The sequence below is a fragment of the Haemophilus sp. HMSC066D02 genome (assembly GCF_001810545.1).
Lineage (GTDB): Bacteria > Pseudomonadota > Gammaproteobacteria > Enterobacterales > Pasteurellaceae > Haemophilus_D.
The window spans coordinates 75,266-100,826 of the sequence record NZ_KV801808.1 but is presented as its reverse complement, the minus strand read 5'-3'; the positions used below and the strand labels follow the sequence as shown (position 1 = coordinate 100,826).

Sequence of the window (25,561 nt, the reverse complement as noted above, 5' to 3'; positions counted from 1 at the left end):
CTCCTTAATTATTGATATAGATTGAAATTAAGCTTACTATAAACCTTAACATAAGGTTAAGGTCAAGGATTTTTTATGAACATTAGTGAAGTGGCAAAATTAGTGGGTTTATCAAGTAAACAAATTCGAGATTATGAGAAGTCTGGCTTATTAAAGCCTGCACAAAGAAGCCTTTCCGGTTATCGTCATTATGAAGAAAAGGATTTAGAGCGATTACGTTTTATTCGCCACTATCGAGATGTAGGGTTTTCACTCCAACAAATTCACCAACTTTTGCAATTACAGGATAATCCCAATCGTAGTAGCCGAGAAGTTAAAGCACTCACTACGCAGCATATTAAAACATTGAATGAGCAAATTCATCACTTGCAAAAAATGGTAGAGGAATTGGAACGATGGCATAACGCTTGTCAGGGCAATGATTGCCCTGAATGCAGTATTTTAGAAGGATTAAAAGGATAAATTAATATTCCCAGCTTTCAGGATCAATACCCAAATCGCGCATGATTTCTTTGGCATTTTCAGGAATCTCATCATGACGCTCTTTCATTAAATCTGCATCAGTCGGTAATGGCTGACCAGTAAAAGCATGTAAGAATGCCTCACAAAGCAATTCACTATTTGTTGCATGGCGCAAACTTTTCAACTGACGACGCGTACGCTCATTCGTCAAAATTTCCAATACTTTAATTGGAATAGAAACGGTAATTTTTTTGACCTGTTCGCTCTTTTTGCCATGCTCTGCATAAGGGCTAATATATTTGCCATCCCAGTTTGCCATAATGCACCTTAAATAACCTGATAATTTATCCGTATTTTAATGAAAAATAAGCAAAATGACAATCTAGACGGCTAAAAGTATAGCATGCTATTTCCCTTACATTTACTTACAAACATTTACAATAATTTGCAGAACCAAAACCCCTTATCTTTGACTAAATGCCTGTTGCATTCGCAATACATTATTGTTATTTGAAATAACGACATATTTAATATTGAGGTCTATTATGTCAAAAAAACTTTTTGCTGAATTCTTCGGCACATTTTGGTTAGTTTTCGGTGGTTGTGGTAGCGCAATTTTTGCCGCTTCTGTCAACCTTGGTATCGGTTATGTGGGCGTTGCATTTGCCTTCGGTTTAACCGTATTAACCATGGCTTACGCTGTAGGTCACATTTCTGGTGGTCACTTTAACCCAGCTGTAACACTTGGTTTAGTGGCAGGCGGTCGTTTCTCTGCGAAAGATGCTCTTCCATACATCGTTTCTCAAGTAGTTGGTGGTTTAGTAGCCGGTGCTGCACTTTATCTTATCGCATCAGGTAAAGCTGGCTTTGATGTGACTGCAGGTTTTGCATCTAATGGTTACGGTGAGCATTCGCCTGAAGGTTATTCCTTAGAAGCGGTATTCGTAGCGGAAGTATTATTGACTGCATTCTTCTTATTAATCATCATGGGTTCAACGCATAAAAATGCAGCTGCAGGTTTTGCGCCAATCGCAATTGGTTTAGGTTTAACTTTAATCCACTTAATCAGCATTCCTGTATCAAATACCTCTGTAAACCCGGCTCGTAGTACTGCAGTTGCAGTATTCCAAGGTTTTTGGGCAATCGACCAATTATGGTTATTCTGGGTTGCGCCAATTATCGGTGGTATTTTAGGTGGTATTATCTACCGCACTTTATTAGCGAAAAATAACTAAGGTTTCGTTTCATAGAGAAAGAAGAAGGCATCATTAGATGCCTTCTTTTTTTATCTTTTATATTGTGTAATCCAAATATATAAATAAAAACCACCTTTCGGCGGTTTCAGTCAATTATAAGGTTTTTACAAGATCTTTTAGGAAAGCTTTAAACTCTTTACCTAACTTATCATGACGAAGACCATATTCTACAAAAGCTTCCATATAGCCAATCTTGTCACCACAGTCAAAGCTTCTACCTGTCATGTGGAATGCTTCAACAGTCTCTTTCTCAATAAGCATATCGATCGCATCCGTTAATTGGATTTCATCGCCCACGCCAACAGGTGTTCTTTCTAATAAATCCCAAATCGCAGCAGAGAACACATAACGACCTACAACGGCAAGATTTGATGGTGCCTCTTCAACAGATGGTTTTTCAACAATACTGTTAATTTTAACGCTGTCACCACCTTTTAATTCTACGCCACCACAATCAGCAATACCATAGCTACTCACTTCATCAGCGGCAACAGGCGCTACCATAATTTGGCTTGCTTGTGTTTCTTTAAAACGTTTAATCATTGCTGAAAGATTTTCTTTCTTTTGATTTGCCGTAAAATCTGCTAAAAGCACATCAGGTAACACCACAGCAAACGGCTCGTTTCCAACAACTGGACGACCACATAACACCGCATGACCTAAACCTTTCGCATTCCCTTGACGAACGTGCATGATGGTTACATCTTTAGGGCAAATAGAACGCACCTCTTCTAGAAGCTGACGTTTAACACGCTTCTCAAGCATAGTTTCCAACTCAAAAGACGTATCAAAGTGGTTTTCAATCGCATTTTTAGAAGAATGTGTGACTAATACGATTTCTTTAATACCAGCAGCCACACACTCATTCACAACATATTGAATCAGTGGTTTATCCACAAGCGTTAACATTTCTTTTGGAATTGCTTTTGTTGCTGGCAACATACGAGTACCTAAACCAGCTACGGGAATAATAACTTTCATTGATTTTCCTTTTTGTTTTAATATGGAATGACCACACTTCTATACTAAAAGTGCGGTCATTATTTATTAAATTTTGATAGATTTAAGTTGGAAAAGTTCCTTCTCTACCTTTATAACTCAAATTTCCGTTATTTAAAATCTTGCAAACCAATGGGTTTAATTTTTTGAAAAACGTTAATTAAATTATAAATAGAATGTAAAACATTCATAAAACTCGTTGGTCTAAGATGCCCCATCTATATGTTCATCTTTTGACTGCAGAATTCGTTGGTAAATTTCCTCTCGGTGAACGGATACTTCTTTAGGCGCTTGCACACCGAGTTTGACTTGGTTTCCACGTACACTCAAAACCGTGATAGAAATATCGTCTCCAATGAGAACACTTTCGCCAACTTTTCGAGTTAAGATTAACATCTTTTATCTCCTTAGTTTGCATTTATTAGATATCCCTATCAATCAAGTAAAGATCGGCATCCCACCGACCTGCTTGTACTACAGATTATTGCTTAACCAGTTTTGTGCGACAGTTAATGCTAGATTCACATTTTCTGGTTGGGAGCCTCCTGCCATTGCCATATCAGGGCGACCACCGCCTTTCCCACCAACTTGCTGAGCCATTAAATTCACTAGCTCGCCAGCCTTCACTTTAGTAGTTAAATCGCTTGTTACGCCAACGACGAGGTTGACTTTATCATCTAAAATAGATGCAAATACAATTACGCCTGAACCAAGTTGATTTTTTAAATCATCAACCATCACACGTAACGATTTAGTTTCAATTCCGTCTAGTTGATGTACGATTACAGAAACATCATTAATTTTAACCGCACTTTTCACTAAATCGGACCCCGCTTGCATTGCGGCTTTTTCTTTTAATCCTTGTAATTCTTTTTCTGCTTTCTTCGCTTTATCTTGAAGTTGCTGAATTTTCTCAACAAGGGTATTAACGTCAGATTTAAATAAATCTGCACTTTGAGCAAGAATGCGTTGTTGATTATGTAACCAATTAATTGCATTTTCACCCGTTACCGCTTCAATACGACGAACACCTGCTGCAACTGCAGTTTCCGCCACAATTTTAAATAAACCGATATCACCAGTACGTTTAGCATGAATGCCACCACAAAGTTCAACGGAGAAATCACCCATTGTTAAAACACGTACCACATCAGCATATTTTTCACCGAATAGCGCCATTGCACCTTTTGCTTTTGCCGCTTCGATATCCATTACGTCCGTTTGAACCACATAATTCTCACGTACTTTTTGGTTTACCAACGTTTCAATTTCGTTAAGCTGTGCTTTGGTAATCGCTTCCGGATGAGCAAAGTCAAAACGTAATGCTGTATCGGATACTAATGATCCTTTTTGCACTACATGGTGACCTAAAACTTGACGCAATGCGGCGTGTAATAAGTGTGTTGCAGAATGGTTAAGTGACGTTTGATGACGTCTTGCTGCATCCACAACCGCATTGACTGTTTGTCCGACTTTTAAACTGCCTTGTTCTAACTCACCAATATGACCAAATACTTGACCATATTTTTGAGTATCTTTTACATTAAACTGAATACCTTGAGAGGTTAAATAACCACTGTCACCAATTTGGCCACCCGATTCTGCATAAAATGGAGTGTTTTCTAAAATTACCACAGCGCTTTGGCCTGCAGTAATACTCTCTACTGATTTACCATCATGGAAAAGTGCGGTCACTTTGGCTAAAGATTCTGATTCAGTATAACCTTCAAATTTCGTTTCACCTTCTACACGAATAACATTGTTGTAATCCATGCCGAATTGGCTTGCAGATTGTGCGCGTAAACGTTGTGCTTCCATTTCACGCTCAAAACCTGCTTCATCAATTGCAATATCACGCTCACGACATACGTCTGCAGTTAAATCAAGTGGGAAGCCATAAGTATCATAAAGTTTAAAGGCTACTTCACCTGATAACACACCATCTTTCACTTGAGCTAGCGCATCATCTAATAAGCTTAATCCGCGCTCTAATGTACGAGCAAATTGTTCTTCTTCTAAACGAAGTAATTTTTCGACATTGGCTTGTTTTTCTTTAACTTCTTTGCCAGCTTCCGCCATGACTTCAATTAAGGTTGGCACAAGTTTATAGAAGAAGGCTTCTTTTGCCCCTAACAAGTGGCCATGACGCACTGCACGACGAATAATACGACGTAATACATAACCACGACCTTCGTTTGATGGAATCACACCATCTGCAATTAAATATGCACAAGAACGAATGTGGTCAGCAATTACGCGTAATGATTTATTAGTTAAATCTGTTGTTCCTACTATTTCTGCTGTTTTTGCAATTAATTTTTGGAAAATATCGATCTCATAGTTAGAGTTTACGTGCTGTAATACAGCAGAAATACGCTCTAAACCCATCCCGGTATCAACCGATGGACGTGGTAATTTTTCCATTGTACCGTCTGCTTGACGGTTAAATTGCATGAATACCACGTTCCAAATTTCGATATAGCGGTCACCATCTTCTTCTGGTGAGCCTGGAGGCCCACCCCAAATGTGATCACCGTGATCGTAGAAAATTTCAGTACATGGACCACAAGGACCTGTGTCACCCATTGCCCAGAAGTTATCTGATGCATAAGGCGCGCCTTTGTTATCACCGATACGAATAATACGCTCTGCTGGCACACCGACTTCTTTATGCCAAATATCATAAGCTTCATTATCGGTTTCATACACGGTTACCCATAATTTTTCTTTTGGTAACCCGAGCCATTGTGGAGAGGTTAAGAACTCCCACGCAAAATTAATTGCATCATGTTTGAAATAGTCGCCAAAGCTGAAGTTGCCAAGCATTTCAAAGAAAGTATGGTGACGCGCCGTATAACCGACGTTTTCTAAGTCATTATGCTTACCACCTGCGCGCACGCAACGTTGTGCAGTTGTCGCACGTGAGTAAGGACGTTTGTCCATACCAAGGAACACGTCTTTAAATTGGTTCATACCGGCATTAGTGAAAAGCAATGTCGGATCATTTTCAGGCACAAGTGAACTACTTGCGACGACCTGATGCCCCTTGCTATGGAAAAAATCAAGGAATGACTGTCTAATTTCTGCTGTTGTTTTCATTGATAAAACCTTGTGTCTCTATCTCGATCACGATTTATAAAAAAGCTTACTATTCTTGCATATTTTAACCTAGAGAAAAAGGCTTTTTCACTGATCTTAAAAAAGAAAACCGCACTCTACTGCATTAATTGAGAAGTGCGGTTACAATTTACGTTATTTTAATAGGGCTAAAAATAATTTTTGATCACTATTCGTCGCGAAGTGGCACAACCAACATATCAATTTTAATGGTATTCATCACTTGACGTGTTGAAGACATTAATTTACTCCAGAAATCTTGGTGATGACCTGTCACTAGTAGATCTACATCATACTGATCAATAGCGTCCGTCAAAACTTGACCTAAATCACCGCTACCGCTCAATTTTTCTTTTATTGGATAACCAGCATGTTCCGCTAAATTAATTAGCGCCTTTTGGGTTTCGCTCGAGATTCTATCTTGCATTGATGACATATTGACATCAATTAAACCAGTATAGAGATCCGAGAAGTTTACATCTACATGAATAATGGAAAGTTGCGCATCATTACGTTTTGCAATTCCCACGGCTTTTTTGAGTAGAAATTCACTTTCGTCAGAAAGATCTACCGCAACTAAAACGTGTTTGTACATAATCGACTCCTTACTGATTTGATTGGTCTTTTTTATCTAACTGTATATTAGCACCTTAACTGCACAAAAAACTTGCACTAGATCACAATTTTGAGAATTCTTCTCAATTTTTCATTAAATTCTCAATGTCATCAATTTCTTTTGGAGCCGCTGCAGTCAGATTTTTATTGCCATATTCTGTCATTAGCAAGTTATCCTCAATACGCACACCAATGCCTTTATATTGCGCTGGCACATCCGCCTCTTCTGAAATATAAATACCTGGCTCAACAGTGATGATCATCCCCACTTCAAGCGTACGGCTACGATCATCATCATAGCGACCAACATCGTGCACATCCAAGCCAAGCCAATGGCCTAAACCATGCATATAAAATTGGCGATAGGCTTTTTCTTCAATCAGCTTATCTACATCCCCTTTCAGAATACCTAAATCCACCAAGCCTTGAGTCTTAATACGAATCACTTCGTCATTTGCCAGTTTAATTGAATTACCTGGCACTAATAGCTCAATCGCACGTTTTTGTGCTTTTAACACTAATTCATAAATCTCACGTTGTGGCTGAGTAAATTGACCATTCACTGGGAACGTACGCGTGATATCGCCTGCATACATAGCAAACTCACACCCTGCATCAATCAACACAAGATCGCCATCTTTTAATGATTGATCATTTTCGGTGTAGTGCAAAATACAGGCATTATCGCCCCCGGCAATAATGGAATTGTAAGACGGGAATCTTGCCCCATGACGATTAAATTCATGCAGAATTTCGCTTTCAATTTCATATTCAAAACGATTTGGATGAGTTACTTGCATCGCCTTAATATGCCCAAATGCCGTAATCTGTCCTGCTTGCTGCATTAAGCGAATTTCATTTGGTGATTTAATTAAGCGCATTTCACTTAACATCGGCTGCCAATCAAAAACAGCGTAAAATTTCACCGCACTTTCAGCTAATAATTTATCGCCCCAAGGATGACGATCTGCCACATGATAAAGTGCGGTCAATTTTTCCGTTAATTTTGGAAATTCAGTTTTGAAATCATCAATAGAATAGGCTTCATCGACATTGAGTTTTTGCGGTGCGCGCTCAACACCTAATCGACGACCATTCCATGTCTCAAGTAAAGGATCTCGCGGACGAAGAAATACCACTGTCTTTTCCGCATCTTCCGTTTTAATCAATAACAACGCGGCATTGGGTTCATTAAAACCCGTCAAATACCAAAAGTAACTGTCTTGACGGAAAGGAAAATCACAGTCGTTATTACGACGTTTTTCAATTTCGGAAAATAGCAACAAGGCAGAATTTGGCTGCATTTGTGCGAATACTTTTTGACGACGTTCTGTAAATTCCTCTTGCGGTAATGCCGCCACGTATGCGAGATCCATGTTTCGCTCCTTTTAATGTAATATCGGTTTTATTTCTTGTGCATCATCGTTGAAATGGGTGTAAAACAACATCGCAATGGTGCGAACATATTCAATAATTTCTTCTAAGGCTTCGGCAAGCTCTTCTTCGTCATCATCTTCTTCATAACCGAGCTGGCAAATATCTTGTAAATCATCTACCGCTTCGCCAATTTCGCCTTTTTCTTTACCCAATTCAGTCTGAACAAGCCCTAAACCCAATAAAAATTGGTTTGCCCAGTCTGATAGGCTGTCTGCGCGAGCAAACACGCTCTCATCTTCGGTTAATCCCAATTCAAAATCAAACCCTTCTACATCCCCTAAGGTTTTACCAATCTGTTCATAGATTTCGGTAATTGGCTGAATTAATGCGGTTGGATAGGCGTGGTTATCGTTACTGAATTGATATAAAAGCGGTAACCAGCTTTGATCTTTCAGTCCACCACAAATTAAGCCGCTCAAAAAGCCATGTAATTCAGTTGCATTAATACCAATACCGGCAGATTTGAGTTGTTGATTAAGTTCAGTTTGGGAAATTGTCATTGTTATACCTATAAAATCATCGAAAACCATTAAAGTGTAGCACCACACAAATAAAAATGCGATCGCATTTCTATAAAGAAAAACGATCGCACTTTCTTTTGCGAAGGGGAATTACATCATTCCGCCCATGCCTCCCATACCGCCCATGCCGGCAGCACCTAAATCGGCTTTATCATCTTTTGGAAGATCGGTCACCATACATTCTGTAGTGATCATTAAGCCCGCTACAGAAGCCGCGAATTGTAACGCAGAACGAGTGACTTTAGTTGGATCTAAAATACCCATTTCGATCATATCGCCGTACTGTTCAGTACCTGCGTTATAACCAAAGTTTCCTTCGCCATTTTTAACCGCACTTGCCACAACCGATGCTTCTTCACCTGCGTTGGTGACGATTTGACGAAGTGGCGCTTCCATTGCACGTAATGCAAGTTTGATACCTACATCTTGTTCTTCATTATCACCTTTTAAGGTTGCTGCGACTTTAGTTGCAGCACGAACTAATGCAACACCACCACCCGCAACGATACCTTCTTCTACCGCTGCACGAGTTGCGTGTAATGCATCATCCACACGATCTTTTTTCTCTTTCATTTCAACTTCAGTTGCTGCACCTACTTTGATTACAGCCACACCGCCAGCAAGTTTAGCTACGCGTTCTTGAAGTTTTTCTTTGTCATAATCAGACGTTGATTCTTCGATTTGTTGACGAATTTGCGCTACGCGACCTTTGATTTGTGCTTCATCACCCACACCATCGATAATCGTGGTGTTATCTTTGTTGATGACAACACGTTTTGCTTGACCTAAATCTTCTAATGTTGCTTTTTCAAGCTCCATACCGATTTCTTCAGAAATCACGGTACCTGCTGTTAAGATCGCAATATCTTGTAACATTGCTTTACGACGATCACCAAAACCTGGCGCTTTTACTGCTGCCACTTTCACGATACCACGCATAGTGTTCACTACTAAGGTTGCAAGTGCTTCACCTTCGATATCTTCAGCGATAATTAATAATGGTTTACCTGCCTTCGCTACACCTTCTAATACTGGAAGTAATTCGCGAATGTTTGATACTTTTTTATCCACTAAAAGAATGTATGGGTTGTCCAATTCAACAGTTGCTGTTTCTGGTTTGTTGATGAAATAAGGTGATAAGTAACCACGATCGAATTGCATCCCTTCCACAACGGCTAATTCATCGTCAAGACCTGTACCGTCTTCTACAGTAATCACGCCTTCTTTACCCACTTTTTCCATTGCTTGAGCAATTAATTGACCCACAATACTGTCTGAGTTAGCTGAAATTGTACCCACTTGCTCAATTTCTTTAGAAGTTTCGCAAGGTTTAGATAAATTTTTAAGCTCAAAAACAACCTCACTTACCGCTTTATCGATACCGCGTTTTAAATCCATTGGGTTCATACCTGCCGCCACAGCTTTTAAGCCTTCATTTACGATAGCTTGAGCAAGAACTGTCGCGGTCGTTGTACCGTCACCGGCTGCATCATTGGCTTTAGAGGCAACCTCTTTCACCATTTGCGCACCCATATTTTCAAATTTATCTTCTAATTCAATTTCACGTGCGACAGATACACCATCTTTAGTGATGGTTGGCGCACCAAATGATTTATCTAAAATGACATTACGACCTTTAGGGCCAAGGGTCACTTTTACTGCATCTGCTAATACATTCACGCCTTTAAGCATTTTTACGCGTGCATCGTTACCAAATTTTACGTCTTTTGCTGCCATTTTCTTTTTTCCTTAATTTAAATTATTCAACAATCGCCAAAATGTCGTTTTCAGAAATGATTAACACTTCTTCACCATCGATTTTTTCACTTTTCACGCCATAACCATCATTGAAAATAACTGTATCGCCAACTTTCACATCTAAAGGTTGAACAGTACCATTTTCCAAAATACGACCTTTACCCACTGCTAATACTTTCGCACGGGTTGATTTAGTCGCCGCTGAACCGGTTAATACGATACCGCCAGCTGAACGAGTTTCTACTTCTTCACGTTTAATGATTACACGATCGTGTAAAGGACGAATATTCATGATTAATTTCCTTCTTAAAAATTAGTTAACGCACTCCCTATATAAGGAGGTTTTTTATGATTTCAAGGGGGATTATAAAAAAAATTGAATAAAATATTTTTCCTATTCTGTCGTTTTTTACGTAAAATTCGGCTCATCTTGCATAATAAACAAGAAAAGGAATAACAATATGCATTTAACATCAAGAGAACAAGAGAAATTGATGCTCTTTTTAGCCGGTGAGCTAGCCGCAAAACGTAAAGCGCGTGGCTTAAAATTAAACTATCCTGAAACAATCGCGTACATTGCAAGTCATTTACAAGAAGCAGCGAGAGATGGTATGAGTGTGGCGGAAGTCATGCAATATGGTGCAACGTTGCTCACTATTGAAGATGTGATGGAAGGCGTCGCTGAGATGGTTAATGAAGTACAAATTGAAGCAACTTTCCCAGATGGCACGAAGCTTGTTACCGTACACAATCCGATTAGATAATAAGTACAAGCGGTTAAAAATCGGAAAAAATTTACAACTAAGGAATTAAAAATGATCCCAGGTGAATACCAATTAGCTGAAGGCGATATTATTGCCAATGTTGGCAGAAAAACCGTCACAATCGAAGTAACCAATTCAGGCGACCGCCCAATTCAAGTCGGTTCCCATTACCATTTCTTTGAAACCAATAATGCCCTTAAATTTGACCGCACTTTAGCGCGTGGAATGCGATTAAATGTTCCATCCGGCAATGCAGTACGTTTTGAACCGGGTGAAGTGAAATCAGTTGAGTTAGTGGCTTTTGGTGGCTCGCAAACTATTTACGGCTTCCATAATCAAATTGATGGCAAATTATAAGGTAGGGCAAGATGGCATTAACAATTTCAAGAGCGCAATATGTAGCAACTTATGGCCCAACCGTTGGCGATAAAGTCCGTTTAGGTGATACCAATTTATGGGCAACCATTGAACAAGATTTCCTGACCAAAGGTGATGAGTGTAAATTTGGTGGCGGTAAAAGTGTACGCGACGGCATGGCGCAAAGTGGTACGGCAACTCGCGATAATCCAAATGTATTGGATTTTGTGATTACCAATGTGATGATCATTGATCCCAAATTAGGCATTATCAAAGCCGATATTGGTATTCGCGATGGTCGTATTGTTGGTATCGGACAAGCAGGTAACCCTGACACCATGGATAACGTCACGCCAAACATGATTATCGGTGCTAGCACGGAAGTACATAATGGCGCACATTTAATTGCGACCGCTGGCGGTATTGATACGCACATTCACTTTATTTGTCCGCAACAAGCACAACATGCGATTGAGAGCGGTGTTACCACGTTAATTGGTGGCGGAACGGGCCCGGCTGATGGTACTCACGCGACTACTTGTACACCCGGCGCATGGTATATGGAACGTATGTTCCAAGCGGCAGAAGCTTTACCAGTCAACGTGGGCTTTTTCGGCAAAGGAAACTGTTCAACGTTAGATCCGCTACGCGAACAAATTGAAGCGGGTGCATTAGGCTTAAAAATCCACGAAGACTGGGGTGCTACGCCTGCAGTAATTGATTCTGCCTTAAAAGTGGCAGATGAAATGGATATTCAAGTGGCAATTCATACCGACACGCTAAATGAAAGTGGCTTTTTAGAAGATACCATGAAAGCGATTGATGGACGTGTGATTCACACCTTCCACACGGAAGGCGCTGGTGGCGGTCATGCGCCTGACATCATTAAAGCGGCTATGTATCCAAACGTATTGCCAGCTTCAACCAACCCGACTCGTCCGTTTACTAAAAACACTATTGATGAGCATTTAGATATGTTGATGGTTTGCCATCACTTAGATAAACGAGTGCCGGAAGACGTAGCTTTTGCCGATAGCCGTATTCGTCCTGAAACTATTGCAGCAGAAGATATTTTGCATGATATGGGCGTCTTCTCAATTATGAGTTCAGATTCTCAGGCAATGGGACGTATTGGCGAAGTCGTTATTCGTACATGGCAAACGGCAGATAAAATGAAAATGCAACGTGGTGAGTTAGGTAATGAAGGAAACGATAACTTCCGCATTAAACGCTACATTGCGAAATACACCATTAATCCAGCAATTGCACATGGTATTTCGGATCATATCGGTTCGTTAGAAGTGGGTAAAATCGCAGATATCGTGTTATGGAAACCAATGTTCTTTGGGGTTAAACCGGAAGTGGTGATTAAAAAAGGCTTTATCAGCTACGCAAAAATGGGCGATCCAAATGCCTCTATTCCAACCCCACAACCGGTGTTCTATCGTCCAATGTACGGTGCACAAGGCTTAGCAACAGCACAAACAGCGGTATTCTTTGTTTCCCAAGCCGCTAAAAAAGCCGATATTCGTGCAAAATTCGGTTTACACAAAGAAACCATTGCCGTGAAAGGGTGCCGCCGCGTGGGTAAAAAAGATCTCGTTCACAACAATGCTACGCCTGAAATTACGGTGGATCCAGAACGTTATGAAGTACGTGTAGATGGTGAGTTAATTACCTGCGAACCCGTGGATACGGTGCCATTAGGACAACGATATTTTATGTTCTAATAAAAATACACGCTATTCAATAATAAAGACAGTGCGTGTCATACACGCACTACTTTCGAATTTATAAATATGAAAATCCTCAACCCCATTCTGCCTATTATGGATACCATTTTAGGCGATTTAACTAGCCTTCAAGCTGAAGGCAAAATTACCCATCAAACCATTGAACGTGTGGCATTGCAGTGGTATGAAAGTGAGCGCAATATTTTACGCAAAACCACAAATACGGGGCGCGAAGTTGCCTTTCGCTTGCTAAAAGAAGGACAACGTTTAAAACACGATGATGTGGTTTTTATCAGCGATGAATTAGTGATTGCAATTGAAATTTTACCGAGTGAAGTGATTGTGCTATCGCCGAAAACCTTGCCTGAAATGGCTCGAGCTTGTTATGAAATAGGCAATAAACATTCGCCGCTGTTTTTAGATGGCGATGAAGTAACATTGCCTTACGATAAGCCGATGTTTGAATGGTTACAAGCGGCAGGATTTCATCCACGAAAAGCGGAACGTCGTTTAAGCCAAGCATTAAGAGCAAATTCTGCACAAGGGCACGGGCATTCACATAGTCATTCGCACGATCATCATGGCTATCACCATCATGGAGACGGCAATTGGCACCAACATTAAACCGAAGCCTGGCAGATTTAGGCGCATTGTTGCACTTGGTTGACCCGACTTTGCCAATCGGGGGCTTTAACCATTCAAACGGTTTAGAAACATTTGTTCAACAAGGTGTTGTTTCGACGAAACCAAGCCTAGAAGAATATGTGCAAATCCAGCTTTTGCAAAACTGGGTGTATAACGATGGCGCTTATCTTTCGCTCGCATTTGAAGCCATGGCTACCAATGATTTTGAGCGTTTGTGCGAATTAGACCATTCGCTATCTGCGACCAAAATTGCGCGAGAAAGTCGCGAAGGCAGTTTTAAACTCGGTGTGCGGTTATTAAAAATTTTTATCCGCTATGAACAACACCCAATGTTGAGCCAATTTCAGCAAGCGATTCAGAATAAAACCGCGCAAGGCTATTTCCCGATTGTGTTTGCGATGGTAGCGCAAGCAATGGGGCTCAGCAAAGCAGATACCTTGTATGCGTTCTACTACAATGCAGCAGTCGGCACCATTACCAATGGAGTGAAACTCATTCCGCTCAGCCAAATGGATGGGCAAGATATTCTGTTTGATTTGCGTGGTGTGCTCTTGCAAGCTGTTGAATTAAGCCTTGAGCCTAATCTTGATTGGCTGGGTGCAACAACTCTCGCAAATGACATTCGTTCCATGCAGCATGAAGTGCTTTATACGCGACTTTATATGTCGTAAGAGCGGTCATTTTTTATTAAATTTTTACATATCGCAGAGGTGATAAGAATGAGCCTCTACGATAATCAACAAAAGGAACATTATGCGTAACTACATTAAAATTGGCGTAGCAGGCCCTGTTGGCGCAGGCAAAACCGCGTTAATTGAAAAACTAACTCGTGAAATGGCAAGCCGTTATAGCGTAGCGGTGATCACCAATGATATTTATACCCAAGAAGATGCGGAATTTTTAACGAAAAATAGCCTACTTCCGCCTGAGCGAATTATGGGCGTGGAAACGGGCGGTTGCCCCCATACGGCAATTCGTGAAGATGCGTCTATGAACTTAGAAGCAGTTGATGAAATGGTTGCACGCTTTCCTGATGTAGAAATCGTCTTTATTGAGTCTGGCGGTGATAACTTATCGGCCACCTTTAGCCCAGATTTAGCCGATGTGACGATTTTCGTGATTGACGTCGCACAAGGTGAAAAAATCCCGCGTAAAGGTGGTCCTGGTATTACTCGTTCTGATTTATTAGTGATTAACAAAACTGACCTAGCGCCATTCGTTGGTGCTGACTTAAGCATCATGGAACGCGATGCGCGCCGTATGCGTAATGGTCAACCATTTATCTTTACCAACTTAATGAAGAAAGAAAATTTAGACGGTGTGATTGGTTGGATTGAAAAATACGCCTTATTGAAAAATGTAGAAGAGCCGAAAGCATTAGTGAGATAAATCATCCTTCCCTCTTCTTTTAAAAGGGAATTTTACAAATTTAATCGGTTATGAACAGTACGCTAAAACTCTCAACTAAACTTTCTTCAAGCGGTAAAACTCAGCTTGCGGAGTATTTTGCTACTCCCCCTTTCAAAGTGATGACGTTGCCTGCTTATTCGGATGCTTGGACGAATGGACTTAATGCTATTCAGATGTCTTCTTCGCCAGGACTCTTATCTGGGGATCATATTGATATTCAAATAACACTTGAAGAATCGACCGCACTCTCTTTAAATACACAGGCTTTTACCCGTGTTCAGGCAATGAATGAAGGCGATTTTGCTGAACAAAACACCTTCATTCAGCTTGAAGAGAATAGCCGCTTATTTTATTTGCCCCACCCATTAGTATTGCATAAGAATTCTGCATTTAAGCAAAAAACATTCATCAATATGCAACCTAATAGCGTTCTGATTTATGGAGAGATTGTGGCTATTGGTCGAGTAGCAAACAATGAACGTTTTGAATTTCGTCAATTTTCTTCTCATCTGAAAGTTCAGCTTTTGCAAAATAATGGGCAAACTAAACCGCTTGTATTGGATTGTATTCAATGGCAACCAGCACAAATGAAATTGACCGCATTAAGCCAAATGGAGGATTTTTCACATCAAGGCTCATTGGTTTATCTCAATTTGCTGAAAACACCAACTGAAGTTAAACAAATCGTTCAAACACTTAAACAGCAGGAAAGCGAAAAATCACTACTTATTGGCATTTCTCAATTAAATGAAGGTGGGCTTATTGTTAGAGTGCTTGGGCATCGTGCTGAACTCATCCAGAAACTGTTTGAGAAAATAGCTGAACAACTAAAATCAGCATAAAATTAATATAGCTGAATAAATTTCCCCTAAAAAAATTTATGCGAGAAATGAAAATATCTCTTATACGTCTTATTTGAAATGTGATCCATGTCAAATTTATTTTCTATGTAAATTCCTATAATTACCTCAAATTAATTAACAACCAAAAAAGGTGATTAAAATGACTCAATACAGAAAAGAAGTGGATTTATTAGGTGAACGTGATGTGCCAGCTGATGCATACTGGGGTATCCATACCTTAAGAGCGGTTGAAAACTTCAATATTTCTAATGTAACCATTTCTGATGTACCGGAATTTGTTCGCGGTATGGTGATGGTAAAAAAAGCAACTGCCCTAGCGAATGGTGAATTAGGTGCTATTCCAAGTGATATTGCAAAAGCGATTGTAGCTGCTTGTGATGAAATTCTTACCACGGGGAAATGCTTAGATCAATTCCCATCTGATGTATATCAAGGTGGTGCGGGTACTTCTGTCAATATGAATACCAACGAAGTGGTTGCTAACCTCGCGCTTGAAAAAATTGGTCATAAAAAAGGTGAATATGATGTTATTAACCCAATGGACCACGTGAACGCTAGTCAATCTACCAACGATGCGTATCCTACCGGTTTCCGTATTGCGGTATATAACAGCATTTTAAAACTTATCGACAAAATCCAATACTTACATGATGGTTTCGATAATAAAGCAAAAGAATTTGCTAAAATTTTAAAAATGGGTCGTACCCAATTACAAGATGCTGTACCTATGACTGTTGGTCAAGAGTTTAAAGCGTTTGCCGTATTACTTGAAGAAGAAGTACGTAACTTAAAACGTACCGCTGAGTTACTCCTTGAAGTCAACCTTGGTGCAACAGCAATCGGTACTGGTTTAAATACACCAAAAGGTTATACAGAATTAGTAGTAAAACACCTTGCTGAGGTAACTGGATTACCTTGCGTACCAGCTGAAAACTTAATCGAAGCAACATCTGACTGTGGTGCTTATGTCATGGTTCATGGTGCATTAAAACGTACCGCAGTAAAACTATCTAAAGTATGTAACGACTTACGTTTACTCTCTTCTGGTCCACGTGCAGGTATTAAAGAAATTAACTTACCTGAATTACAAGCGGGTTCTTCTATCATGCCTGCAAAAGTAAACCCAGTTATTCCAGAAGTGGTGAACCAAGTATGCTTTAAAGTAATTGGTAACGATACTACCGTTACTTTCGCATCTGAAGCGGGTCAATTACAATTAAACGTAATGGAACCAGTGATTGGTCAAGCAATGTTTGAATCTATCGACATCTTAACCAATGCTTGCGTGAACTTACGCGATAAATGTGTAGACGGTATTACTGTAAACAAAGAAATTTGTGAAAACTATGTATTCAACTCAATCGGTATCGTGACTTACTTGAATCCATTTATCGGTCACCATAATGGCGACTTAGTGGGTAAAATCTGTGCTCAAACCGGTAAAGGCGTACGTGAAGTTGTATTAGAAAAAAGTTTATTAACAGCAGAACAATTGGATGACATCCTTTCTGTAGAAAACTTAATGAACCCAACTTACAAAGCGAAATTAAATAAATAATCTCGCTGAGGTATAAAAAGAGCGGTCAATTTTGACCGCTCTTTTGTTTAATCTAAAACTAAATCTATTATTTATATCCATGGATTCGAGCAAAATTATCTACACTAGGATCTTTTTGCCAATGATATTCGGTGTGGTTAGCAATGTCTTGAGCCAAGTCACTGCCGTAATAATCAGCAATAAACCCAAGCGCCATATCCATACCAGCAGAAACGCCTGATGAAGTGTAAAACTTGCCATCTTTCACCCATCTTGCAACGGGTTCCCATTTTACAGCTGGGCGACATTGTTTTACCCATTCAAAAGATTTTTTATTAGAAGTCGCTTTTAAACTATCTAATCGCCCCGTACAAGCCAATAATGCTGAACCTGTACAAACACTTAAACACACCTCTGACTCATCAATCCACTTACCAAGCTGATTAATAAATTGTTCATCTTTTACTAACTGACGAGTTCCTTGCCCTCCTACAACTAATAACACACTATGAGGCAATAAATGTTCTAGTTTTTCTGTTTCAATATGAAACCCTTGTTTACTACGAACTAATCCCCCTACTTGAGAGACATAGTAAAGTTTAACATTAGGGACTCTTGCTAAAAACTCAACAGGTCCCATTAGATCTAACGTTTCATAGTCATCAAAGACAAGGCAATAAATGTCCATTTTATATTATTCAATCTTAAAATCTTTCAAGCTAACTAGTCTTCCATGCCTAATGCTTTCTTCACAGGCGAAAAACTTCGACGATACTCTGGTAGAGGACCCAGTTCCGCTAATTTTTCTAAGTGTAATTTGGTCGGATACCCTTTATGTTGAGCAAAAGCATATTCTGGATACTTTTTATCTAACGCTTCCATTTCCTGATCGCGCGCGACTTTTGCCAAAATAGAGGCTGCACTAATTTCAGCCACAAGTGAATCTCCTTTCACTACCGCTTGCGCAGGCAAACCAAGATTAGGCGGAATACGATTGCCATCTACCAACACTAAGTGCGGTTGAATTTTTAAGGCTTTTACTGCTCGCTCCATAGCTAACATAGAGGCATGAAGAATATTCAATTCATCAATCTCGGCTGGCTCTGCTCGTCCCATTGCCCAAGCTAAGGCTTTCTCTTTAATTTCTGCTGCGAGTGCAAGCCGTTTTTTCTCACTGAGTTTTTTAGAATCCGCCAAACCAGCAATCGGCTTATTCGGATCTAAGATCACTGCGGCTGTGACAACAGCCCCCACTAAAGGGCCTCGGCCAACTTCATCCACTCCTGCAAATAATTGATAACCTTCAGGATACACAAAATCAGTCATGCTTTTGCTCCAATAAATCAATTACAGCTTGTGCAGCTTGACTATCCGCATCACATTGAATTAATTTGTGTAATTCAGTAAAACGTTGAATCAAAACACTGCGAGATTTGACCGCACTTTCGTCATCACCCAAATACTGCGAAAGTTGCTCTGCTAATTTTTGCGGTTCGCAATCTTCTTGAATCATTTCTGGCACAAGCATTTCATCTGCTAATAAATTAGGTAATGAAATATATTTTGTTTTAACTAATCGTTTTGCCAAGAAATACGTGAACGGTTTCATTCGATAGCCTACTACCATTGGCGATTTGCACAACATCGCTTCAAGTGCAGCCGTACCTGAAGCAAGTAAAGTGGCTTCAGCAGCAATCATCACTTGGCGTGCTTTACCATCAATTAAATGTATATCGAGATCAGGTGCAATCTGCGCCTTTATTTCCTCAAATTGCTGGCGACGTTTTTCATTCACTAAAGGGACTAAAAACTGCAAGTCTGGATATTTTTCTTTTAATAATAATGCGGTTTTTAAAAATGGTTCTGAGAGGAATCCAACTTCGCTGCCACGACTCCCCACTAAAATGGCAAGATAACGTCCTTTTTCATCAATACCTAAGGTCTGGCAAGCTTCCGCTCTATTTGGTTTTAATGGAATCGCATCCGCCATGGTATGGCCAATAAAACGGCAAGGCACATTAAAACGATCATAAAAAGCTTTTTCAAAAGGAAGAAAAGCCAATACTTGATGAGTTGCTTTGGCAATTTTGTAAATACGATTTTGACGCCAAGCCCATACAGATGGACTCACATAATGAATCGTCTTAATCCCTTTTTCTTTTAATTTCAGTTCAACGGTGAGATTAAAATCCGGTGCATCAATACCAATAAATACATCCGGTTTAATATCAGAAAGTTGTTCGATGATACTACGACGAATTTTTAGCAATCGCGGCAAATGTTTGAGGACTTCTACTAGCCCCATGACCGAGAGCTCTTCCATATCAAAAAAGCTTTCAAAACCTTGAGCAATCATTCGCTCGCCACCAATCCCGACAAATTTAGCTTGCGGATAGTGGCGTTTAAGCGCTTGAATGAGGCCTGCACCAAGAATATCACCAGAGACTTCACCGGCAATAATCGCAATAGTCGGATTTTCTTTTATCATTAAATTTATCCTAAAAAACGACCGCACTTTGAACAAATCATAGTGCGGTCTCTTTGTTATTCATCATTTTCTCTTAACGAGAAAAGAAACGTTAATTAACGAATAATGCCACGAGTAGAACGTTTGAAGAATTCCACAAAGAAACTAATTGCAGATTCTGTTTGCGCAATTTGTTCAATTTCAGGCAACACTTCTTCAAGGGTTTTACCACTGCGGTAAATCATTTTATAGACGTTACGAATCGCGTGCATGGTTGGTTTATCAAAACCACGACGTTTTAATCCTTCAAGGTTAACACCGAAAGGTTGTGCATGGTTACCTTGAGCCATAACATAAGGCGGCACATCTTGGCTAACCATAGAACCACCACCTAGCATAACGTGTGCCCCTACGATCACAAATTGGTGAATCGCAGACATACCACCAACAATTACGAAATCATCTAATTCAACATGACCAGCAAGTGTTGCATTATTTGCTAAGATACAGTTATTCTTGATTTGGCAGTCATGGGCAACATGTACGTTCACCATGAGTAAATTGTTATTACCAATACGTGTTACACCACCACCTTGGATAGTGCCGCGATGAATCGTCACATGCTCGCGAATACGGTTTCCATTACCAATAACGGTTTTTGTTGCTTCGCCCTTATATTTTAAATCTTGGTTTACTTCACCAATGCTGGCAAATTGATAAATCTGGTTATCTTCACCAATCACGGTATCGCCTTTCACGACAATGTGAGAATTTAAAACAGTACGTGCTTTAATCTCAACGCTCCCTTCAATAATACAGAAAGGACCGATAACAACATCTTCGCCAATAACTGCGCCATCAGCGACAAGCGCGGTTGGGTGAATTTTTGCACTTGGGTGGATCATACTTACCCCTTAATTTTCTTTAATTATCGACGAGCACACATTAATTTGGCTTCACAAGCTACTTCACCGTTTACGGTTGCAATACCCGTGAATGCTGTAATACCACGACGTTCTTTAATCACTTGAACGTTCAATTCCATTTGATCTCCAGGTAATACTGGGCGTTTGAAACGCGCTTCATCAATACCTGCGAAATAGAATAATTCACCACCTTTTAATTCATGGGTTTTAAATGCAAGTAATCCCATTGCTTGTGCCAAAGCTTCAAGAATTAACACTCCTGGTAAAATCGGTTCACTCGGGAAATGACCCGTAAAGCAAGGTTCGTTTACACTGATATTTTTAATTGCTTTTAACCACTCACCTTCTTTGTAGTCCAACACGCGATCCACTAATAAAAATGGATAACGATGTGGCAATAAGGTCATAATTTCTTTTGCTTCAATCACTTTACTTACTTGATTCTCTGACACGTCTAATACCTTTAAAATAAATAATAATAAAACATTGAGATTATACGATATTTCTGTATAAAAATAAAACGCACCCTAAGGTACGTTTTAAAAATCTTAGCCAAGTTTTTTCTCAAGGGCTTTCAGTCGTTTATTCATACCATCAATCCCTAAGGTAAGTGCGGCTGTTTTTCGCCACTCTTTATTGGTTTGTAATGGAATGCCCGATGAGTAAACGCCTGGTTCAGTAATTGGACGCATCACCATACCCATACCTGTCACAGTTACTTTATCACAGATTTCCATGTGACCATTAATCACACTTGCTCCGCCAATTAAACAATAACGCCCCACTTTTAGGCTACCCGCCATAATGACACCGCCAGCTACTGCTGTACCTGTGCCAATATGAACGTTATGCGCAATTTGACAAAGGTTATCAATAATGACGTTATCTTCAATGACTGTCGCATCTAAGGCGCCACGGTCAATACAAGTGCAAGCACCAATTTCGACATTATTACCAATGATCACTTGACCAACTTGTGGAATTTTCACCCATCGACCACGATCATTTGCATAACCAAAACCATCACTACCGATGACTGCTCCTGATTGAATTAAGCAATTTTGTCCAATTTCTACTTCATGATAAACGCTTACATTTGCCCAAAGCTGTGTGCCCGCACCAATTTTTGTGAATTTACCCACAAAACAACCCGCGCCAATAATCACGTTATCGCCTAATACAACACCTTCTTCAATAACGGCATTTGCACCAATTGATACATTTTCACCAATTGAAGCTTTTTCAGAAATAACTGCACTTGGGTGGATATTTTGAGCCGCTTTCGGGGTAGTATCCATATATTGAGCTAATACTGCATAAGCAACATAAGGATCTTTAACGATAAGTAAATTACTTTCAGGTGAGCAAAATTCCACATCTGCTTCTGACACGACAAGAATACCTGCTTTAGATTCGGCTAATAAAGGACGGAATTTTGCATTAGAAATGAAGGTAAGCTGGTTAGGTTCTGCTTTTGACAATGCGGCAATATTATTAACGACAACGTCGGCGTTACCGCGAAGGGTACCGCCGACTTTTGCTGCTAATTCCTGTAAAGAATAGGATTTTTGCATTATGAGAACCTATTATTTTTTCTCTTCAGTTTTTGCTGGAACGGCTTTTTCAGTTGTTGGAATAGATTTTAATACTTCTTCAGTAATATCTTTACCATCTACTGCAAATACGACAGAGTTTGCATCTAAAACATAAGTATAACCTTTTGTTTTTGCTAAGTTATTCGTTGCAACTTGAATGCTTTCTAATAATTTACCACGCTCTTCAGTTTGACGTTTTTCGTTTAACTCTTGGAACTCTGCCACTTTTTTATCTTGCTCTTCCATTAATTTATTTAATGCAGCTTCTTCATCTGAACCAAATTTAGTGATTTCTTCTTGGCGTTTTTGAATTTCAGCTTGACGTAAACGAGGTGCATCTTTTTGTAAAGCTGCAACTTTTGCTTCTACTTTTTTACGAGATGCTACGATTTTGTCATCAATTTCTTTCTTACTTGCAGCAAGTTTGTCCGCCATTGGTTTGAATTCTGCATCTAACTTATCTGCTACAGCTTGACGATCTGGGTGGTTTTGGAATAAGTAACCCGCATTGATGAATGCGATATTTTCATCTGCAGCAGCAAAACCTGATGCAAGTGCAAGACCTAAAGAAAGTGCGGTAACTTTTACTACGTTTTTCATGTTTGAATTTCCTTAAATTAGTTTAGTAAATATTTCTGTGCCAGCTAACTCACTGACACAGAACGTGGATTTTGACTTAAATAGAACGTAAAAGTTCAATTTATTAGAAAGAACCACCAATACTGAATTGGAATTGTTCTACATCATCATTTTCATATTTTTTGATTGGTTTCGCATAAGAGAATACCAATGGCCCAATTGGTGATTGCCATTGGAAAGCAACACCAGTTGAAGCTCGGACTCGACCTGCTTTACTGTAATCAGGTAATGTTGCATAAATCGGAGATGATTTTAAGCCTTCTTTATCTGATTTCCATTTTGTATTCCAAACGCTCGCTGCATCAACGAAAAGTGAGGTTCTTACGCTATTTTGGCTTTTATCTCCCACAAATGGGGTTGGAACAATAAGTTCGACACTTGCTGTAGCCATTGCGTTACCACCAACGACATCAGTACTTTGATACCATTGGCCATATTTGTCTTGATAAATCGCATTAGGGCCTACCGCACCGTAAGCAAAGCCACGTAATGAACCGATACCACCAGCCGTATAAAGTTGATAGAACGGTACACGTTTGCCACCTAAGCCATTTGCATAAGAAGCGGTTGCTTTTCCAGATAATACCCAACGATGATCACGATCTAATGGGTAGAAACCTTGAAGCTCAGCGCTTAATTTATAATATTTATTATCAGATCCTGGAATGGTGACACGACCACCTAAACTTGCTTTTACCCCTTTAGTTGGGAAATAGCCACGGTTTAGACTGTTGTAGTTCCAACCAAATGAGAAATCAAAATCATTAGTTTTGATTGAGTTTCCAGTTAAATTCATTGACTTCATATATAAATCACGGTTGTATTCATACGCGAAGTTACTGATTTTATTATAAGTATAACCTAATCCCACATAATATGAGTTGTTCTCATTAACAGGGAATCCTAATGTGACATTACCACCGTAAGTTGTACGTTTATAGGTTGATGAAGTATCACTTTTCGAGTTATCGTAAGTTTCATAGAATACGTTTCCACCTAAACTTACCCCATCTTTAGTAAAGTATGGTTCTGTATAACCCAAGTTTACACTTGTACCATAGTCATTACGTGTACCGGCTAAACTTACCGCTGCACCTGTTCCCAAGAAGTTGTCTTGTTTCACGCTTGCTTGATAGCTGATACCACTCTCTGTACCATAACCGATACCAAAGTTAATACTACCGGTATTACGTTCTCTTACTTTATATACAACATCGACTTCATCATTAGAACCTTGAATTGGTTCAACACGATTCTCTACACTCTCAAAGAAACCCGTTCTATCTAAACGCACCTTACCTAATTCAACTAATTGAGAATTATACCAAGTTCCTTCTTGCTGACGCATTTCTTGACGTAATGTACTATCAGCAGAAACCGTATTACCTTCAAAACGAACTTGACGTACAGATAAACGACGTCCCGCATCAACAACAAAGGTTAATGCTAATGTTTTATTCGCATCATCAAAAGTTGGCATGGTATTCACTGTTGCACTACCGTAACCACGTTCACCTAATTTATCTTTAATTAAGCTTTCAACATTTTGCACATCCGCACGACTGAATGTATCGTTTAAGTGAAGTTCACCTAATAATGGTTGTAATTCATCAGCCATACCACCTAAGTTACCAACAATACGCGCAGAACTTAAGTTATATTTTTCACCTTCACTTACATCAATAGTGACATCAGCCTTTGTATGCTCTTCATTTAACTGAACATCTGTTTTGGTCACTCTTGCTTTAGCATAACCATTATTTTGGTAGTAGTCTTGGATAGCTTGAATATCTTTGTCAAACTGGGAACCATCAAACTTATTCCCCCAAAGTTTCCACCAAGAATCTGGTTGAAGCTCCATTTGTTCTTGTAACTTACTGCTAGAAATCGCTTCATTTCCATTAAAAGTTACTGAACGAAGTTTTGCTGTATCATCTTCATCAATTTGAAGCGTAATTTCTGCACGGTTATTTGGTAAAGTTGTCACGATCGGATCAACTTTCGCATTATAACGACCTACACTCTTATAATGTTCTCTTAAGGTTTTCGCAAACTCTTCTAATTTCGCACGATTTAAGACATCACCACTTTTGAAACCATTTGCATCAAGGTTTTGTTTTAATGCTTCTGTTGGAATAACTGAATTACCTTTAATATTCACTTCAGAAATGATTGGTTTCGCAATAACGCTCACAACTAATGCATCGCCATCCTGGAAAGCTTTAACATCATCAAACTGTCCACTTACGAATAATGAACGTACAATATTGGCTACATCTTTATCCGTTACACGCTGACCGCTACGAACAGGAAGACTGGCTAGAATTTGTTGTTCTAAGTCTCCTTGAGCACCGTCAACACGAATGTCTTTTGCTACAAATGGTGCCGCAAATACACTCGTTGTAGTACCGAATAATAAACTTGCGATTAGAAGTTTTTTCATCGACTTTATCCTATAAA

27 protein-coding genes are annotated in these 25,561 nt (G+C 39.5%); 10 read left to right on the top strand and 17 right to left on the bottom strand.

Annotation, left to right across the window (positions count from 1 at the left end):
• Positions 1-75: 75 nt before the first annotated feature.
• Complete coding sequence (gene cueR, locus HMPREF2750_RS05905) at positions 76-462, top strand: Cu(I)-responsive transcriptional regulator (protein ID WP_070583039.1); 387 nt, start codon at positions 76-78, stop codon at positions 460-462.
• Position 463: 1 nt separating this feature from the next.
• On the opposite strand, the gene metJ is transcribed toward cueR, so the two are convergent.
• Positions 464-781: a met regulon transcriptional regulator MetJ gene (gene metJ / locus HMPREF2750_RS05900; RefSeq protein ID WP_005696757.1), complete on the bottom strand. Its 318-nt coding sequence runs from the start codon at positions 779-781 to the stop codon at positions 464-466.
• 226 nt (positions 782-1,007) lie between these two features.
• Here metJ and aqpZ point away from each other — a divergent pair, with 226 nt between their 5' ends.
• A complete protein-coding gene (gene aqpZ / locus HMPREF2750_RS05895; protein ID WP_070583038.1) occupies positions 1,008-1,697 on the top strand; it encodes an aquaporin Z in 690 nt (229 codons plus the stop codon).
• Positions 1,698-1,811: 114 nt separating this feature from the next.
• On the opposite strand, the gene galU is transcribed toward aqpZ, so the two are convergent.
• From galU to HMPREF2750_RS05855, 8 genes are all read right to left on the bottom strand, one after another.
• Positions 1,812-2,699 carry a UTP--glucose-1-phosphate uridylyltransferase GalU gene (galU, locus tag HMPREF2750_RS05890; protein WP_070583037.1) on the bottom strand — a complete coding sequence of 296 codons (888 nt, stop codon included), beginning with the start codon at positions 2,697-2,699 and terminating at the stop codon, positions 1,812-1,814.
• 222 nt (positions 2,700-2,921) lie between these two features.
• Positions 2,922-3,113: a carbon storage regulator CsrA gene (gene csrA / locus HMPREF2750_RS05885; RefSeq protein ID WP_049363188.1), complete on the bottom strand. Its 192-nt coding sequence runs from the start codon at positions 3,111-3,113 to the stop codon at positions 2,922-2,924.
• Positions 3,114-3,191: 78 nt separating this feature from the next.
• On the bottom strand, positions 3,192-5,816 hold the full coding sequence (gene alaS, locus HMPREF2750_RS05880) for an alanine--tRNA ligase (RefSeq protein WP_070583036.1): 2,625 nt from the start codon (positions 5,814-5,816) through the stop codon (positions 3,192-3,194).
• 187 nt (positions 5,817-6,003) lie between these two features.
• Positions 6,004-6,429 (bottom strand): universal stress protein UspA, encoded by a 426-nt coding sequence (uspA, locus tag HMPREF2750_RS05875; RefSeq protein ID WP_005698692.1) that lies wholly within the window; start codon positions 6,427-6,429, stop codon positions 6,004-6,006.
• 103 nt (positions 6,430-6,532) lie between these two features.
• Complete coding sequence (gene pepP / locus HMPREF2750_RS05870; protein WP_070583035.1) at positions 6,533-7,825, bottom strand: Xaa-Pro aminopeptidase; 1,293 nt, start codon at positions 7,823-7,825, stop codon at positions 6,533-6,535.
• A 12-nt stretch (positions 7,826-7,837) separates the two neighbouring features.
• The gene (locus HMPREF2750_RS05865) at positions 7,838-8,386 is read right to left on the bottom strand and encodes a YecA/YgfB family protein (protein WP_049368931.1); all 549 of its coding nucleotides are present in this window, start codon (positions 8,384-8,386) and stop codon (positions 7,838-7,840) included.
• Positions 8,387-8,497: 111 nt separating this feature from the next.
• On the bottom strand, positions 8,498-10,144 hold the full coding sequence (groL, locus tag HMPREF2750_RS05860; protein WP_070583034.1) for a chaperonin GroEL: 1,647 nt from the start codon (positions 10,142-10,144) through the stop codon (positions 8,498-8,500).
• Between the two features lie 22 nt (positions 10,145-10,166).
• Positions 10,167-10,457: a co-chaperone GroES gene (locus HMPREF2750_RS05855; RefSeq protein ID WP_005629492.1), complete on the bottom strand. Its 291-nt coding sequence runs from the start codon at positions 10,455-10,457 to the stop codon at positions 10,167-10,169.
• 169 nt (positions 10,458-10,626) lie between these two features.
• Here HMPREF2750_RS05855 and ureA point away from each other — a divergent pair, with 169 nt between their 5' ends.
• The 8 genes from ureA (at position 10,627) to aspA (ending at position 17,495) form a co-directional block, all read left to right on the top strand.
• On the top strand, positions 10,627-10,929 hold the full coding sequence (gene ureA, locus HMPREF2750_RS05850) for an urease subunit gamma (protein WP_070583033.1): 303 nt from the start codon (positions 10,627-10,629) through the stop codon (positions 10,927-10,929).
• Between the two features lie 51 nt (positions 10,930-10,980).
• The gene (gene ureB, locus HMPREF2750_RS05845) at positions 10,981-11,286 is read left to right on the top strand and encodes an urease subunit beta (protein ID WP_005629499.1); all 306 of its coding nucleotides are present in this window, start codon (positions 10,981-10,983) and stop codon (positions 11,284-11,286) included.
• Positions 11,287-11,297: 11 nt separating this feature from the next.
• Positions 11,298-13,016, top strand: coding sequence for an urease subunit alpha (ureC, locus tag HMPREF2750_RS05840; RefSeq protein ID WP_070583032.1), 1,719 nt, complete (start codon positions 11,298-11,300; stop codon positions 13,014-13,016).
• A gap of 69 nt (positions 13,017-13,085) precedes the next feature.
• On the top strand, positions 13,086-13,643 hold the full coding sequence (ureE, locus tag HMPREF2750_RS05835; protein WP_070583031.1) for an urease accessory protein UreE: 558 nt from the start codon (positions 13,086-13,088) through the stop codon (positions 13,641-13,643).
• A complete protein-coding gene (locus HMPREF2750_RS05830) occupies positions 13,628-14,335 on the top strand; it encodes an urease accessory protein UreF (RefSeq protein WP_070583030.1) in 708 nt (235 codons plus the stop codon). The genes ureE and HMPREF2750_RS05830 overlap by 16 nt, the downstream gene beginning before the upstream one ends.
• 82 nt (positions 14,336-14,417) lie before the next feature.
• Positions 14,418-15,053 (top strand): urease accessory protein UreG, encoded by a 636-nt coding sequence (ureG, locus tag HMPREF2750_RS05825; protein WP_070583029.1) that lies wholly within the window; start codon positions 14,418-14,420, stop codon positions 15,051-15,053.
• A gap of 50 nt (positions 15,054-15,103) precedes the next feature.
• Positions 15,104-15,916: an urease accessory protein UreD gene (locus HMPREF2750_RS05820; protein ID WP_070583028.1), complete on the top strand. Its 813-nt coding sequence runs from the start codon at positions 15,104-15,106 to the stop codon at positions 15,914-15,916.
• Positions 15,917-16,076: 160 nt separating this feature from the next.
• Complete coding sequence (gene aspA / locus HMPREF2750_RS05815) at positions 16,077-17,495, top strand: aspartate ammonia-lyase (RefSeq protein WP_070583027.1); 1,419 nt, start codon at positions 16,077-16,079, stop codon at positions 17,493-17,495.
• A 67-nt stretch (positions 17,496-17,562) separates the two neighbouring features.
• Here the strand turns inward: aspA and HMPREF2750_RS05810 are convergent, their stop codons facing one another.
• The 8 genes from HMPREF2750_RS05810 to bamA all read right to left on the bottom strand — a co-directional run bounded on the left by HMPREF2750_RS05810 (position 17,563) and on the right by bamA (position 25,544).
• Positions 17,563-18,162, bottom strand: a complete 600-nt coding sequence (locus tag HMPREF2750_RS05810) for a DJ-1/PfpI family protein (RefSeq protein ID WP_070583026.1) — start codon at positions 18,160-18,162, stop codon at positions 17,563-17,565.
• 35 nt (positions 18,163-18,197) lie between these two features.
• Positions 18,198-18,800 (bottom strand): ribonuclease HII, encoded by a 603-nt coding sequence (gene rnhB / locus HMPREF2750_RS05805; protein WP_070583025.1) that lies wholly within the window; start codon positions 18,798-18,800, stop codon positions 18,198-18,200.
• On the bottom strand, positions 18,793-19,962 hold the full coding sequence (lpxB, locus tag HMPREF2750_RS05800; RefSeq protein WP_070583024.1) for a lipid-A-disaccharide synthase: 1,170 nt from the start codon (positions 19,960-19,962) through the stop codon (positions 18,793-18,795). The genes rnhB and lpxB overlap by 8 nt, the downstream gene beginning before the upstream one ends.
• Before the next feature lie 95 nt (positions 19,963-20,057).
• On the bottom strand, positions 20,058-20,846 hold the full coding sequence (lpxA, locus tag HMPREF2750_RS05795) for an acyl-ACP--UDP-N-acetylglucosamine O-acyltransferase (RefSeq protein ID WP_070583023.1): 789 nt from the start codon (positions 20,844-20,846) through the stop codon (positions 20,058-20,060).
• A 23-nt stretch (positions 20,847-20,869) separates the two neighbouring features.
• Positions 20,870-21,319, bottom strand: a complete 450-nt coding sequence (gene fabZ / locus HMPREF2750_RS05790) for a 3-hydroxyacyl-ACP dehydratase FabZ (protein WP_075875086.1) — start codon at positions 21,317-21,319, stop codon at positions 20,870-20,872.
• Between the two features lie 96 nt (positions 21,320-21,415).
• A complete protein-coding gene (gene lpxD, locus HMPREF2750_RS05785) occupies positions 21,416-22,441 on the bottom strand; it encodes a UDP-3-O-(3-hydroxymyristoyl)glucosamine N-acyltransferase (RefSeq protein WP_070583022.1) in 1,026 nt (341 codons plus the stop codon).
• Between the two features lie 12 nt (positions 22,442-22,453).
• Positions 22,454-23,062 (bottom strand): OmpH/Skp family outer membrane protein, encoded by a 609-nt coding sequence (locus tag HMPREF2750_RS05780; protein WP_070583021.1) that lies wholly within the window; start codon positions 23,060-23,062, stop codon positions 22,454-22,456.
• A gap of 103 nt (positions 23,063-23,165) precedes the next feature.
• Positions 23,166-25,544 carry an outer membrane protein assembly factor BamA gene (bamA, locus tag HMPREF2750_RS05775; protein WP_070583020.1) on the bottom strand — a complete coding sequence of 793 codons (2,379 nt, stop codon included), beginning with the start codon at positions 25,542-25,544 and terminating at the stop codon, positions 23,166-23,168.
• Between the last annotated feature and the right edge of the window lie 17 nt (positions 25,545-25,561).

Excerpts from the sequence above, each read along its gene's own strand:
- aqpZ (WP_070583038.1), top strand. The coding sequence starts at position 1,008 with ATGTCAAAAAAACTTTTTGCTGAATTCTTCGGCACATTTTGGTTAGTT.
- HMPREF2750_RS05820 (WP_070583028.1), top strand. The coding sequence starts at position 15,104 with ATGAACAGTACGCTAAAACTCTCAACTAAACTTTCTTCAAGCGGTAAA.
- lpxD (WP_070583022.1), bottom strand. The coding sequence starts at position 22,441 with ATGCAAAAATCCTATTCTTTACAGGAATTAGCAGCAAAAGTCGGCGGT.
- ureE (WP_070583031.1), top strand. The coding sequence starts at position 13,086 with ATGAAAATCCTCAACCCCATTCTGCCTATTATGGATACCATTTTAGGC.
- ureG (WP_070583029.1), top strand. The coding sequence starts at position 14,418 with ATGCGTAACTACATTAAAATTGGCGTAGCAGGCCCTGTTGGCGCAGGC.
- pepP (WP_070583035.1), bottom strand. The coding sequence starts at position 7,825 with ATGGATCTCGCATACGTGGCGGCATTACCGCAAGAGGAATTTACAGAA.
- rnhB (WP_070583025.1), bottom strand. The coding sequence starts at position 18,800 with ATGACTGATTTTGTGTATCCTGAAGGTTATCAATTATTTGCAGGAGTG.
- HMPREF2750_RS05780 (WP_070583021.1), bottom strand. The coding sequence starts at position 23,062 with ATGAAAAACGTAGTAAAAGTTACCGCACTTTCTTTAGGTCTTGCACTT.
- csrA (WP_049363188.1), bottom strand. The coding sequence starts at position 3,113 with ATGTTAATCTTAACTCGAAAAGTTGGCGAAAGTGTTCTCATTGGAGAC.
- HMPREF2750_RS05810 (WP_070583026.1), bottom strand. The coding sequence starts at position 18,162 with ATGGACATTTATTGCCTTGTCTTTGATGACTATGAAACGTTAGATCTA.
- ureC (WP_070583032.1), top strand. The coding sequence starts at position 11,298 with ATGGCATTAACAATTTCAAGAGCGCAATATGTAGCAACTTATGGCCCA.
- groL (WP_070583034.1), bottom strand. The coding sequence starts at position 10,144 with ATGGCAGCAAAAGACGTAAAATTTGGTAACGATGCACGCGTAAAAATG.
- uspA (WP_005698692.1), bottom strand. The coding sequence starts at position 6,429 with ATGTACAAACACGTTTTAGTTGCGGTAGATCTTTCTGACGAAAGTGAA.
- aspA (WP_070583027.1), top strand. The coding sequence starts at position 16,077 with ATGACTCAATACAGAAAAGAAGTGGATTTATTAGGTGAACGTGATGTG.
- HMPREF2750_RS05865 (WP_049368931.1), bottom strand. The coding sequence starts at position 8,386 with ATGACAATTTCCCAAACTGAACTTAATCAACAACTCAAATCTGCCGGT.
- ureB (WP_005629499.1), top strand. The coding sequence starts at position 10,981 with ATGATCCCAGGTGAATACCAATTAGCTGAAGGCGATATTATTGCCAAT.
- galU (WP_070583037.1), bottom strand. The coding sequence starts at position 2,699 with ATGAAAGTTATTATTCCCGTAGCTGGTTTAGGTACTCGTATGTTGCCA.
- bamA (WP_070583020.1), bottom strand. The coding sequence starts at position 25,544 with ATGAAAAAACTTCTAATCGCAAGTTTATTATTCGGTACTACAACGAGT.
- HMPREF2750_RS05855 (WP_005629492.1), bottom strand. The coding sequence starts at position 10,457 with ATGAATATTCGTCCTTTACACGATCGTGTAATCATTAAACGTGAAGAA.
- cueR (WP_070583039.1), top strand. The coding sequence starts at position 76 with ATGAACATTAGTGAAGTGGCAAAATTAGTGGGTTTATCAAGTAAACAA.
- metJ (WP_005696757.1), bottom strand. The coding sequence starts at position 781 with ATGGCAAACTGGGATGGCAAATATATTAGCCCTTATGCAGAGCATGGC.
- alaS (WP_070583036.1), bottom strand. The coding sequence starts at position 5,816 with ATGAAAACAACAGCAGAAATTAGACAGTCATTCCTTGATTTTTTCCAT.
- lpxB (WP_070583024.1), bottom strand. The coding sequence starts at position 19,962 with ATGATAAAAGAAAATCCGACTATTGCGATTATTGCCGGTGAAGTCTCT.
- lpxA (WP_070583023.1), bottom strand. The coding sequence starts at position 20,846 with ATGATCCACCCAAGTGCAAAAATTCACCCAACCGCGCTTGTCGCTGAT.
- ureA (WP_070583033.1), top strand. The coding sequence starts at position 10,627 with ATGCATTTAACATCAAGAGAACAAGAGAAATTGATGCTCTTTTTAGCC.